The 12,567-nt window shown below is 63.9% G+C and carries 11 protein-coding genes and 2 tRNA genes; 11 read left to right on the plus strand and 2 right to left on the minus strand.

The window, feature by feature from the left end:
* The 7 genes from FQ664_RS10050 to FQ664_RS10080 all read left to right on the plus strand — a co-directional run bounded on the left by FQ664_RS10050 (position 1) and on the right by FQ664_RS10080 (position 3,977).
* A tRNA-Ala gene (locus tag FQ664_RS10050) sits at positions 1 to 76 on the plus strand.
* A gap of 42 nt (positions 77 to 118) precedes the next feature.
* Positions 119 to 194: transfer RNA gene (locus FQ664_RS10055), tRNA-Glu, on the plus strand.
* Between the two features lie 176 nt (positions 195 to 370).
* Positions 371 to 910: a TetR/AcrR family transcriptional regulator gene (locus tag FQ664_RS10060; RefSeq protein ID WP_144171789.1), complete on the plus strand. Its 540-nt coding sequence runs from the start codon at positions 371 to 373 to the stop codon at positions 908 to 910.
* A 15-nt stretch (positions 911 to 925) separates the two neighbouring features.
* Positions 926 to 1,759, plus strand: a complete 834-nt coding sequence (locus tag FQ664_RS10065; protein WP_144171790.1) for an alpha/beta fold hydrolase — start codon at positions 926 to 928, stop codon at positions 1,757 to 1,759.
* 82 nt (positions 1,760 to 1,841) lie between these two features.
* The gene (locus FQ664_RS10070) at positions 1,842 to 2,276 is read left to right on the plus strand and encodes an acyl-CoA thioesterase (protein WP_144171791.1); all 435 of its coding nucleotides are present in this window, start codon (positions 1,842 to 1,844) and stop codon (positions 2,274 to 2,276) included.
* A gap of 51 nt (positions 2,277 to 2,327) precedes the next feature.
* On the plus strand, positions 2,328 to 3,299 hold the full coding sequence (locus tag FQ664_RS10075; RefSeq protein ID WP_144171792.1) for a tRNA dihydrouridine synthase: 972 nt from the start codon (positions 2,328 to 2,330) through the stop codon (positions 3,297 to 3,299).
* 234 nt (positions 3,300 to 3,533) lie between these two features.
* On the plus strand, positions 3,534 to 3,977 hold the full coding sequence (locus FQ664_RS10080) for an Hsp20 family protein (RefSeq protein WP_063913790.1): 444 nt from the start codon (positions 3,534 to 3,536) through the stop codon (positions 3,975 to 3,977).
* Between the two features lie 94 nt (positions 3,978 to 4,071).
* Here FQ664_RS10080 and FQ664_RS10085 read toward each other — a convergent pair whose 3' ends face one another.
* On the minus strand, positions 4,072 to 7,368 hold the full coding sequence (locus tag FQ664_RS10085; protein ID WP_144171793.1) for a bifunctional diguanylate cyclase/phosphodiesterase: 3,297 nt from the start codon (positions 7,366 to 7,368) through the stop codon (positions 4,072 to 4,074).
* 62 nt (positions 7,369 to 7,430) lie between these two features.
* On the minus strand, positions 7,431 to 8,309 hold the full coding sequence (locus FQ664_RS10090; protein ID WP_144171794.1) for a LysR family transcriptional regulator: 879 nt from the start codon (positions 8,307 to 8,309) through the stop codon (positions 7,431 to 7,433).
* Positions 8,310 to 8,439: 130 nt separating this feature from the next.
* Here FQ664_RS10090 and leuC point away from each other — a divergent pair, with 130 nt between their 5' ends.
* The 4 genes from leuC (at position 8,440) to leuB (ending at position 12,564) form a co-directional block, all read left to right on the plus strand.
* Complete coding sequence (gene leuC / locus FQ664_RS10095) at positions 8,440 to 9,873, plus strand: 3-isopropylmalate dehydratase large subunit (protein ID WP_144171795.1); 1,434 nt, start codon at positions 8,440 to 8,442, stop codon at positions 9,871 to 9,873.
* The gene (leuD, locus tag FQ664_RS10100) at positions 9,870 to 10,514 is read left to right on the plus strand and encodes a 3-isopropylmalate dehydratase small subunit (RefSeq protein ID WP_054901139.1); all 645 of its coding nucleotides are present in this window, start codon (positions 9,870 to 9,872) and stop codon (positions 10,512 to 10,514) included. Before leuC ends, leuD begins: the two co-directional genes overlap by 4 nt.
* Before the next feature lie 148 nt (positions 10,515 to 10,662).
* A complete protein-coding gene (locus FQ664_RS10105; protein ID WP_144171796.1) occupies positions 10,663 to 11,427 on the plus strand; it encodes a class I SAM-dependent methyltransferase in 765 nt (254 codons plus the stop codon).
* 54 nt (positions 11,428 to 11,481) lie between these two features.
* Positions 11,482 to 12,564, plus strand: a complete 1,083-nt coding sequence (gene leuB, locus FQ664_RS10110; protein ID WP_144171797.1) for a 3-isopropylmalate dehydrogenase — start codon at positions 11,482 to 11,484, stop codon at positions 12,562 to 12,564.
* Positions 12,565 to 12,567: the final 3 nt, after the last annotated feature.

Below are 12,567 nucleotides of genomic sequence, written 5' to 3' on the forward strand. Positions count from 1 at the left end.
GGGGCTATAGCTCAGCTGGGAGAGCGCCTGCATGGCATGCAGGAGGTCAGCGGTTCGATCCCGCTTAGCTCCACCAATTTTGCCACAGTTCGCGTTAGCGGACTGGCACGAAGGTTACGTCCCCTTCGTCTAGTGGCCTAGGACACCGCCCTTTCACGGCGGTAACAGGGGTTCGAGTCCCCTAGGGGACGCCATGTTTACCCGCGTTTTGCGGGACTTTGAAGGCTCATTCGATTATTGAATGGGCCTTTTGTTTTTCTCCCTTCCTCAAAAAAATCCTGCGACCGACAGACGGCTGCAAGTTTTGCTTGCCAAGAAATATTATACGAATAATATTTCTATCATCATATTTTGATCGGCGAATGGCCTGATGAGCGACAAGAAGAGCAGAACCCGCGAACGCATTCTCGAGGCGGCGCGAAGTGCGCTGATCCAGCACGGCCCGGCCGAGCCTAGCGTCAGTCAGGTCATGGGTGCGGCGGGGCTGACCGTCGGCGGCTTCTATGCCCACTTCGATAGCAAGGACGAGTTGATGCTCGAAGCGTTCCGCCAGTTGCTCGGCGAGCGCCGCGCCTTGCTCGCCCAGATCGACCCCAGCCTCGATGGCGCAGGGCGGCGGGCGCTGACCAGTGCCTTCTACCTGTCGCGCAAGCACCGTGATGCCGAAGTGCACGCCTGCCCGCTGCCTAACTCGCTGGGCGAGCTGCAGCGCCTGCCAGAGGCCTTCCGTGAGGTGCTGGCCGAGCACATCGAGTTGATGGCTGCCGCCATGGTCGACTGCCCCGAGGACGCCGACAAAGCCTTGGCCGACCTGGCCCTGATGGTTGGCGGCCTGGCGCTGGCCCGTGCCCTGGGCACCAGCGAGCTGTCTGATCGTATCCTGCGCGCCGCCAAATCGGCGGTGCTTTAACCCTGGAGCATGGCGATGACTACCCTGAGCTGGATTCGCGGTGTCAATGGCACCCTGGGCCACCTGGCCCCCGAGCACGTCGCGGGCAAGATGCGCCGTGCCTTCATGACCCCGCGCAACCTGCCGCCGCGGGATTGGGAACTGCCCGTGCTGGCCAGCGCCGAGCGCATCACCCTGCGCTTCGGCTTGTCGGCCCTGCGCTGGGGCAAGGGACCGACCGTGCTGCTGATGCACGGCTGGGAAGGGCGCCCGACCCAGTTTGCCGCGCTGATTGAAACCTTGGTTCAGGCCGGGCACACGGTGGTGTCGCTGGAGGGGCCGGGGCATGGGCGTTCGCCCGGCGAGCAGGCAAATGTGGTGCTGTTTGCCCGAGCGCTGCTGGAGGCTGCCGCCGAGCTGCCGCCACTGCGTGCGGTGATTGGGCATTCCATGGGCGGTGCTAGTGTATTGCTGGCCCTGCAGATGGGGCTGCGCACAGAGGCGGCGGTCAGCATTGCAGCCCCGGCAAGACTGTTGGGCGTACTGCGTGGCTTTGCCCATCGTCTGGGGCTGCCAGCGCGGGCGCGGGCGGCGTTCATTCGCCAGGTGGAGCGGGATGTGGGCATGCAGATTGCGCGGCTGGATGTGACCGGTTATCAGCTGGAGTTGCCGGGGCTGGTGGTGCATGCCGCCGATGATGGCTTGGTGGCAGCCGATGAGGCCCAGGTTATCCACAAGGCCTGGTTCGATAGCCGTCTGATGCTGCTGGAGGCGGGTGGCCATCAGCGGGTGCTGTCCGATCCGCGCCTGAGTGAAGCGGTGCTGGAGCTGCTGACCCGGGCTGGTGCACCAGCGCGGCAAAGCGCCTGATGAGGCCGGTGAATCCTCTAAGAAGGCTGGACTTTTTTCTGCAGGGCCCTGCTAAATCCAGTTTTCTTCCAAGGAAGCGAACATGAGCTGGGACCTGGCAACACCCTTCGTCATCGATCTGTGCGTCGGCAGCGAGGACATCGATGGCCTCGGCCACGCCAACAATGCGGTTTACGTCACCTGGCTGGAGCGCTGCGCCTGGCGCCACTCCCAGCGTCTGGGCCTGGACCTGGCCGAGTACCGCCGGCTGGACCGGGCCATGGCCGTGGTGCGCCACGAAATCGACTACCTGGCCGCCGCCTACGAGGACGACGAGCTGCAGCTGGCCACCTGGATCATCGACTGGGACCAGCGCTTGCGCATGACCCGGCGCTTCCAGCTCAAGCGCCCGCGCGACGGCGTGACCTTGTTGCGCGCCCAGACCACTTTCGCCTGCATCGAGCTGTCCAGCGGCAAGCCCAAGCGCATGCCGGCGGAGTTCCTCGACGGTTACGGCCCGGCGCTGATCGGCGCCTGAAACACCGGCAATTTTTGTTAGACTGCCGGCTTTTTCCGCCGAGACCCCGACATGCAAATTGCCCTGGCCCCCATGGAGGGGCTGGTCGACAACATTCTGCGCGACGTGCTGACCCGCGTGGGCGGTATCGACTGGTGCGTCACCGAGTTCATTCGCGTGTGCGACCGCCTGCTGCCGCCTTCCTCGTTCGACAAGCTGGCGCCCGAGTTGCGCAATGGCGCGCGGACCGCCGCCGGGGTGCCCATGCGCGTGCAACTGTTGGGCTCGGACCCTGTGTGCCTGGCGGAAAACGCCGCGCTGGCCTGCGAGCTGGGGGCGCCGGTGATCGACCTGAACTTCGGTTGCCCGGCCAAGACCGTGAACAAGTCGCGTGGCGGAGCGGTGCTGCTCAAGGAGCCGGAGCTGCTGCACGCCATTGTCCGCGAAGTGCGCCGTGCCGTACCGGCGGATATCCCGGTCACTTCGAAGATGCGCCTGGGCTTCGACAACCCCGATGGTGCCCTGGAGTGTGCCACGGCGCTGGCCGAAGGCGGCTCGGCGCACCTGGTGGTGCATGCGCGGACCAAGGTCGAGGGCTACAAGCCGCCGGCCCACTGGGAGTGGGTGGCGCGCGTGCAGGATGTGGTCAAGGTGCCGGTGTTCGCCAATGGCGAGATCTGGACCGTGGACGACTGGCGGCGCTGTCGTGAGGTCAGTGGCGCCGAGGACATCATGTTGGGCCGTGGGCTGGTCTCACGCCCCGACCTGGGTCTGCAGATTGCTGCGGCGCGTGACGGGCGGGAGTACCAGCCGATGAGCTGGGACGACCTGCTGCCGTTGCTGCGCGAGTTCTGGCGCCAGGCCCAGGCCAAGTTGTCGCCGCGTTATGCGCCGGGGCGGATGAAGCAGTGGCTGGCGATGCTGACCCGCAGTTATCCGGAAGCGGTTGTGCTGTTTGCCGAGTTGCGGCGCGAGGATGACTGTGCGCGGATCAGCCGGTTGCTGGGGGTTGAGGCGGTTTCCTTGGAGGCTTGTGTTGCCTGATCCGGCCCTTTCGCGGGTGAACCCGCTCCCACAGGTTCGGCACAGGTTTTGTAATGTGTGAGGTCCCTGTGGGAGCGGGTTTACCCGCGAAGAGGCCATCAAACCCAATGCAGGAATCCAGATTTTTTCTGCTTGCCCCTTGAAAGCATTTCCCTCGGCCATATCTCTTGAGTACGCGATGCCGAAGTCGGGTCGCGTAATGACTTACTTGCTGAATCTCAGGAGTTCATGACCATGACCACCGCTTTCTCTCTCGCACCACTGTTCCGCCATTCCGTTGGTTTCGACCGTTTCAACGACCTGTTCGAATCCGCGGCACGTAACGAGGCCGGTAGCAGCTACCCGCCCTACAACGTGGAAAAGCATGGCGATGACCACTATCGCATCGTGGTTGCAGCAGCCGGTTTCCAGGAGGACGACCTCGACCTGCAGGTTGAAAAGGGTGTCCTGACCGTGACCGGTGGCAAGCGTGACAATGGCGCGGCTGAAGTGACCTACCTGCATCAGGGTATCGCGCAGCGCGCCTTCAAGCTGTCGTTCCGGCTGGCCGACCATATCGAAGTCAAGGCCGCCGGCCTGGCCAATGGCCTGCTCAGCATCGACCTGCTGCGCATCGTGCCTGAAGAAGCCAAGGCCAAGCGCATTCCGATCAATGGCGACAAGCCAGCACTGAACTGATCATGTAGATGTGAAAATGGGCACCTTCGGGTGCCCTTTTTTGTTGTGGTCGCTTGAGGCTGCGATGCCACAGGGGCAGCGATCCGCATCGCTTTCAATAATCCGCCGGCGCCTCCAGCAACATCTGCCGAAACTCCGGCAACGGCAGCGGCCGGCTGTGCAAGTACCCCTGGTACAGGTGGCACCCCAGCCGCTCCAGGAACTCCAGCTGTTCGGTCAGCTCCACCCCTTCGGCAATCACCGTCAGGTCCAGGCTACGGGCCATGGCGACGATGGCGCGGACGATTTCGGCGTCGTTTGGGTCCTCCGGCGCATCGCGCACGAAGGTCTGGTCGATCTTCAGCGTATCCACCGGCAGGCGCTTCAGGTAGGTCAGCGAGGAGTAGCCGGTGCCGAAGTCATCCATGGCAAAGCTCACCCCGTGGCGCTTCAGCTCGCGCATCTTGCTGATGGTGTCTTCCAGGTTCTGGATGACGATACCTTCGGTAATTTCCAGCTTCAGCATCTGCCGCGGCAGGCGGTAATCGTCCAGGCTGCGCAGCACCCGCCCGACAAAGTCGTTCTGGCGGAACTGTCGTGGGCTGATGTTCACGCACAGGCTGAAATCGTCGGCGTCGATCAGCCCGTCGCCGAGCATGCGCGCGCAGGCATCGCAAGCTTCATCGAGAATCCAGCTGCCAACTTCCAGGATCAGGCCGCTTTCTTCCAGCACCTGAATGAATTGCGCGGGCGGCTGCTGGCCCAGTTGCGGGTGATGCCAGCGCAGTAGCACCTCGGCGCCGACGATACGGTTGTCGCGGGCATCCACCTGTGGCTGGAAGTGCAGCGCCAGCTCGCCGCGGGCCAGGGCCAGGCGCAGGTCGTTTTCCATGCGCAGGCGCTCGCTGGCGGCCTTCTGCATCGTGGTGTGGAACAGCTGAGTGGTGTTGCGCCCGGAATCCTTGGCCCGGTACAGGGCGATATCGGCACGCTTGAGCAGGTCGGCCGGGGTGGCGCCGTGGTCAGGGATCAGCGCGACGCCGATGCTGGGTGTTACCTGCAGGCGCTGGCCGTCCAGCGACATCGGTTCGGCCAGCAGTTCGCGCAGGGTGTCGGCCAGCCCGCGGACTTTTTCTTCGACCATTTCGCGGCTGCCTTCCAGGCCGCTGAGCAATACCACGAACTCGTCGCCACCCAGGCGCGCCACGGTGTCTTCCAGGCGCACGCTGGCTTCCAGGCGCGCAGTGATGATCTTCAGCACCGTGTCGCCCACCGGGTGGCCCAGTGAGTCGTTGATGTGTTTGAAGTGGTCGAGGTCGAGGAACAGCAGGGCGCCGCGCAGGTTGTGGCGCTTGAGCAGGGCGATCTGCTGGCTCAGGCGGTCCATCAGCAGGGCACGGTTGGGCAGGTTGGTCAGCGGGTCGTGGTAGGCCAGGTGGCGAATCTGCGCCTGCGCGTTCTTCAGCTGGCTGACATCGCGGGCGGTCAGCAGCAGGCAGTCCACCTCATTGAGGGTGATCGGCTCCACCGACACCTCCACAGTGAGGATATCGCCACGCTTGTTGCGCCCGAGCATCTCGCGGTGGTGCACCCGGCCACGCTCGCGCAGCTCGGTCAGCAGGGCGGCGCGCTGCTTGTCGTCGGCCCAGATGCCTATTTCGTACACGGTGTGGCCGACCACTTCGGCGGCGTTGTAGCCGGTCAGACGGCAGAAGCCGTCGTTGATTTCCAGGTAACGACCGCTGTGACGTTCGGTGATGGTGATGGCGTCGGGGCTGGAGTGGAAGGCCTTGGCAAACTTCTCCTCACTGGACTTGAGCGCCGCCTCGGCGCGCTGCTGCTGGGTGATGTCGCGCAGGGTGGTGACGCTGCAGGGCTGGTCGTCGACGGTGATGAGGCGGCTGGAAATCACGCAGGTCAGCGGTGCGCCATTGCGGTGGTTGACCACTACGGCGACATTGCTCAGGGCCTGCTCGCGGATTACCCGCTCGATGCGTTGCGCGCGCTCGATGGACTCCGCCCACAGGCCGATTTCCTCGGCGGTGCGGCCGATCACCTGGTCGGTGTCCCAGCCGAAGGTCTGGGTGAACGCCGGGTTGATCTCGATGAACTGGCCGCTGTCCTGGCGGGTGACGCAGATCGGGTCGGGGCTGACCTGGAACAGGCTGGCGAACTTCTCTTCCGAGGCGCTCAGGCGCTGTTCGCGCTCCACCTGGTCGGTGATGTCGAGCAAGGTACCGGCCATGCGCAGCGGGTTGCCTTGCTCGTCGCGGTACAGCCGGGCGCGGCTTTCGATGTAGCGCGAGATGCCGTTTTCCAGCTGCACCCGGTAGGTGATCTGGTAGTTGCCGGCAGGCCCTTCGCGCAGGCTGCGGTAGGCCTGGCGCATCGAGTTGCGCTCTTGCTCCGGGACGCCTTCGAAAAACGCGTCGAACGATTCGTGAAAGGGGATGGGCGGCAGGCCGTGCAACTGCGCGGCACGGGCCGAGCCGTAGAGCATGCCGCTGGGGATATGCCAATCCCAGGTGCCCAGCTGTGCCGAGTCCAGGGCCAGGTCCAGGCGCTCCTGGCTGTCCTTCAAGGCTTGCTCGGCGCGTTTGCGTTCGGTGGTGTCGATAAAGGTGCTGAGGAGGAAGGTCACGCCCTCCATCTCGATCCCCTGGGTGCAGAGGATGCCGTCATGCACCTTGCCGCTGGTGGCGCGGAACTGCACTTCCAGGATCAGCGGGCCGTTGTTGCTCCGGGTCGACTCCAGCAACTGGTGGCGCTGTTCGGGGTTGACCCACAGGCCAAGCTCCAGGCTGGTCTTGCCGATCACCTGGCTACCGGGCCAGCCAAACATATCTTCGAAGTGCTGGTTGACCTCGAAGATCATGCCGTCGTGGCGACGAGTGAGCAAAATGGCATTGGGGCTGAGGTGGAACAGGGTGGCGAAGCGTTTTTCCGAATTGATCAGCGCCGTTTCCCGCTCGCGCTGACGCGTGATTTCGCGGATCACCCCGATCATCTGTGGCCGGCCGTGCGGGTCGTGGGTCAGGCTACCGTTGATCTCCAGCCAGTGCAGGCTGCCGTCCGGCCAGCGGATGCGGTGGCGCATGGCCTGTTCCACCGGTTCGCCGTTGAACACCGCCTGGAATACCTGGCGCGTGCGTGCGCGGTCTTCCTCAGGCAGCAGGTCGAGGTAGTCGATATCCGCGGGTAGCGGGCGCTGCGGGTCGAAGCCGAACAGGGCCTGGGTGCCCCGTGACCAGCTGACCCGGCCGCTGTCGATATCCCATAGCCAGGCACCCAGCCGCGCGCCGTTGAGTGCGGCCAGCAGTTGCGGGGCGTTCTGCCAGGCCTGTTCCGACTCCTGGGGGTCGGCCGCAGGTATACGCGGCAGGCGCAAAAAGCGGTTAGCTGATTTGGGCATCGGTACCAGACCTTTGGCGTATGACGCGTCCTTGGAGGTGGCAATACCGGGCTGACGACCGGTCAGGCGGGCCCCGCGTGGCTGTCGAGCAGGGCCATGAATGCCCTGGCTGCGTTCGATAGCGTACGCTCCGTGTGCAAAATGTAGCCTAGCTGGCGCGACAGCTGTATGCCCGGCAAGGCGATGGGTGCAACCTGTTCGTCGAGCATGGTGCGCGGCAGCACGCTCCAGGCCAGGCCGATCGACACCATCATCTTGATGGTTTCCAGATAATTGGTGCTCATGGCGATATTCGGCGTCAGGCCTTGGCTTTCGAACAGGCGCTGGACAATATGGTGGGTAAAGGTGTTGCCGCCGGGGAACACGGCCGGGTGGCGGGCGACGTCGGCCAGGCTGACCGTATGGTTGTAGGCCAGCGGGTGTTCGGGGGCGGCGACGAAGTCCAGGGCGTCGTCCCACACCGGCACGGCCTTGACCAGCTGGTGCGGCTCGGGCGCCAGGGTGATCACGGCGATTTCGGCGCGGCCATGCAGAATCTCGTCGTAGGCTTGTTCCGAATCCATGAACTGAATGTCCAGCGCCACGGCCGGATACTGACGGGTGAAGGCCCGCAGCAGCGGGGGCAGGCGGTGCAGGCCGATGTGGTGGCTGGTGGCCAGGGTCAGGCGACCGCTCACTTCCCCGGTCAGATTGGTCAGCGCCCGGCGGGTATCATCGAGCACATTGAGAATCTGGTAGGCCCGTGGCAACAAGGCGCGCCCGGCTTCGGTGAGAGTCACCTCACGGCCCAGGCGGTCGAACAGGCGCACGTCCAGCTGCTGCTCCAGGCCGGCGATGCGTTTGCTGATGGCCGGCTGGGTCAGGTGCAGGCGTTCGCCGGCGCCAGAGAAGCTGCCGGTTTCGGCGATGGCGATGAAGGCGCTGAGGTTGGCCAGGTCCATTGCATGAATTCCTGATGGTTATGCAAAGCATGAAAATTATGAATTTGAGTTATTCAATCTATCGCCATAGCATCGTCCGTACAAGCCAAGGGGTCTTTGGCATAGAAAGACGCTGATGAGGAACAGTCTGATGGCTGGCAAAACGCTCTACGACAAACTCTGGGAAGCCCATGAGGTCAAGCGCCGTGATGACGGCTCGTCCTTGATCTACATCGACCGCCACATCATCCACGAAGTGACGTCGCCCCAGGCCTTTGAAGGCCTGCGCCTGGCCAACCGCAAACCCTGGCGCATCGACGCCAATATCGCCACGCCGGACCACAACGTGCCGACCACGCCAGAGCGCAAGGGCGGTATCGAGGCCATCGTCGACCAGGTGTCGCGCCTGCAGGTGCAGACCCTCGACGAGAACTGTGACGAATATGGCATCGTCGAATTCAAGATGAATGACGAGCGTCAGGGTATCGTCCACGTCATCAGCCCGGAGCAGGGTGCCACCTTGCCGGGCATGACCGTGGTCTGCGGTGACTCGCATACCTCCACCCACGGCGCTTTCGGTGCCTTGGCCCATGGCATTGGCACCTCCGAGGTAGAGCATGTGCTCGCTACCCAGTGCCTGGTCGCCAAGAAGATGAAGAACATGCTGGTGCGTGTGGAAGGTCAGTTGCCTGCCGGCGTTACCGCCAAGGACATCGTGCTGGCCGTGATCGGCAAGATCGGCACCGCCGGTGGTAACGGCCACGCCATGGAATTTGCTGGCAGCGCCATCCGCGCATTGTCGATGGAAGGCCGCATGACCATCTGCAACATGTCCATCGAAGCCGGTGCCCGCGTTGGCCTGGTGGCGGTGGACGACACTACCGTTGCCTATGTCGAAGGCCGCCCGTACGCGCCGAAGGGCGAGCAGTGGAAGCACGCGGTCGAGGCCTGGAAAGGCCTGGTTTCCGACGCTGACGCGGTGTTCGATACCGTAGTCGAGCTCGACGCTGCGCAAATCAAGCCACAGGTCAGCTGGGGCACCTCGCCGGAGATGGTCCTTGCTGTCGACCAACGCGTGCCGGACCCGGCTGCCGAGCCTGACCTGATCAAGCGTGGTTCGATCGAGCGTGCCCTCAAGTACATGGGCCTGGCCGCCAATCAGGCGATCACCGATATCAAGCTCGACCGCGTATTCATCGGCTCGTGCACCAACTCGCGCATCGAAGACCTGCGCGCTGCCGCCGAAATCGCCAAGGGTCGCAAGGTCGCTGCCAACGTCAAGCAGGTGCTGGTGGTACCTGGCTCAGGCCTGGTCAAGGCCCAGGCCGAGCGTGAAGGCCTGGACAAGATCTTCCTCGAAGCTGGTTTCGAATGGCGGGAACCAGGCTGCTCGATGTGCCTGGCGATGAACCCGGACCGCCTGGAGAGCGGCGAGCACTGCGCGTCCACTTCCAACCGCAACTTTGAAGGCCGTCAGGGCGCCGGTGGTCGTACCCACCTGGTCAGCCCGGCCATGGCCGCCGCGGCAGCGGTGACCGGCCACTTCATCGATGTCCGCGAGTTGATTCAAGGGAGCGCAGCATGAAAGCCTTTACCCAGCACACTGGCCTCGTCGCGCCGTTGGACCGTGCCAACGTCGACACCGACCAGATCATCCCCAAGCAGTTTCTGAAGTCGATCAAGCGCACCGGCTTCGGCCCCAACCTGTTCGACGAGTGGCGTTACCTGGACGTGGGCCAGCCATACCAGGACAACAGCAAGCGCCCGCTGAACAAGGAGTTCGTGCTCAACCACGAACGCTACCAGGGGGCCAGCGTGTTGCTGGCGCGGGAGAACTTCGGTTGCGGTTCCAGCCGTGAGCACGCCCCTTGGGCGCTGGACGAGTACGGCTTCCGCAGCGTGATCGCGCCGAGCTTTGCCGACATCTTCTTCAACAACAGCTTCAAGAACGGCTTGCTGCCGATCATCCTCAGTGACGAGGAGGTCGACGAGTTGTTCAAGCAGGTCGAAGCCAACCCGGGCTACCAGCTGACCATCGACCTGCAGGCGCAGGCGGTGACCCGCCCGGATGGCAAGGTACTGCACTTCGAGATCGATGCGTTCCGCAAGCACTGCCTGCTCAACGGCCTTGACGACATCGGCCTGACCCTGCAGGACAGCGATGCGATCAAGGCCTTCGAAGGCAAGCACCGCGCCGGGCAGCCTTGGCTGTTCCGTGATGCCTGAAATATGTAGGTGACAGTACCGGCCTCTTCGCGGGTAAACCCGCTCCCACAGGTACGGCGCAGGATTCGAAACCTGTAGAGGTCCTGTGGGAGCGGGTTCACCCGCGAAAGGACCAGTACAGGCAGCAAGAAACCAACAGGATCGAGACATGACCAGTACCCACCACACCGATGTGGTCCAACGCCAGTTCGGCGAACAGGCCAGCGCCTATCTCAGCAGCGCCGTGCACGCCCAAGGCAGTGAATTCGCCCTGCTCCAGGCCGCGCTGGCGGGGCAGGGCCAGGCCCGGGTGCTGGACCTGGGTTGCGGTGCCGGTCATGTCAGCTTCCACGTTGCCCCGCTGGTCGCCGAAGTGGTCGCCTACGACCTCTCGCAAGCCATGCTCGACGTGGTCGTCAGTGCCGCCACCGAGCGCGGTCTGGCCAATATCACCACCGAACGCGGTGCCGCCGAACGCCTGCCGTTCGCCGACGCCTCGTTCGATTTCGTCTTCAGCCGCTACTCGGCCCACCACTGGAGCGACCTGGGCCTGGCCTTGCGCGAGGTGCGCCGGGTGCTCAAGCCGGGTGGCGTGGCTGCGTTCATCGACGTCATGTCGCCGGGTAGCCCGCTGCTCGATACCTACCTGCAAACGGTCGAAGTGCTGCGCGACACCAGCCACGTGCGCGACTACTCCGCCGCCGAATGGCAACGCCAGGTCAGCGAAGCCGGCCTGCACGTGCGCAGCCACACCCGCCAGCCACTGCGTCTGGAGTTCGGCAGTTGGGTCGAGCGCATGCGTACCCCCGAGCCGATGCGCGTGGCCATCCGCCAATTGCAGCAAGCCATGGGCGAAGAAGTGCGGCAGTATTACCAGATCGAGTCCGATGGTTCGTTCAGCACCGATGTGCTGGTGTTGTGGGCCGAGCGTTAAGAACTTTTCGGTGGGGCCCGCTTGGCCGCACCGCGTGAATGGATAGAGGAAAGCATGAGCAAGCAGATTCTGATTCTCCCAGGTGACGGTATCGGTCCGGAAATCATGGCCGAGGCGGTCAAGGTGCTGGAGCTGGCCAACGACAAGTTCCAGCTCGGTTTCAACCTGGAGCACGACGTGATCGGTGGCGCTGCCATCGACAAGCACGGCGTGCCGCTGGCCGACGAGACCCTGGAGCGTGCGCGCAAGGCCGACGCCGTGCTGCTTGGCGCCGTGGGCGGACCGAAGTGGGACAAGATCGAGCGTGACATCCGCCCGGAGCGCGGCCTGCTGAAAATCCGTTCGCAGCTGGGTCTGTTCGCCAACCTGCGCCCGGCCATCCTCTACCCGCAACTGGCCGATGCCTCGTCGCTCAAGCCAGAGATCGTTTCCGGCCTGGACATCCTCATCGTCCGTGAGCTGACCGGCGGTATCTACTTCGGTGCCCCGCGTGGCCAGCGCGAGCTGGAAGGTGGCGAGCGCCAGGCCTACGACACCCTGCCGTACAGCGAAAGCGAAGTGCGCCGCATTGCCCGTGTCGGCTTCGACATGGCACGCGTGCGTGGCAAGAAGCTGTGCTCGGTGGACAAGGCCAACGTCCTGGCTTCCAGCCAGCTGTGGCGTGAAGTGGTCGAGGGCGTGGCCAAGGACTACCCGGATGTGGAGCTGAGCCACATGTACGTCGACAACGCCGCCATGCAGCTGGTGCGCGCGCCCAAGCAGTTCGATGTGATGGTGACCGACAACATGTTCGGTGACATTCTGTCGGATGAAGCTTCCATGCTGACCGGTTCCATCGGCATGCTGCCTTCGGCGTCGCTGGATGCCGACAACAAGGGCATGTACGAGCCGTGCCACGGCTCGGCGCCGGACATCGCAGGCCTTGGCATCGCCAACCCGCTGGCGACCATCCTGTCGGTGTCGATGATGCTGCGTTACAGCTTCAATCAGTCGGTTGCCGCCGAGGCAATCGAGAAGGCCGTGAGCCTGGTCCTGGACCAGGGCCTGCGCACCGGCGACATCTTCTCGGAAGGCTGCCGCAAAGTTGGTACGCAGGAAATGGGCGACGCAGTAGTCGCAGCGCTGCGGAATCTGTAATCT

It is taken from the genome of Pseudomonas persica (assembly GCF_900291015.1).
In the GTDB taxonomy this organism is placed as follows: Bacteria; Pseudomonadota; Gammaproteobacteria; order Pseudomonadales; family Pseudomonadaceae; genus Aquipseudomonas.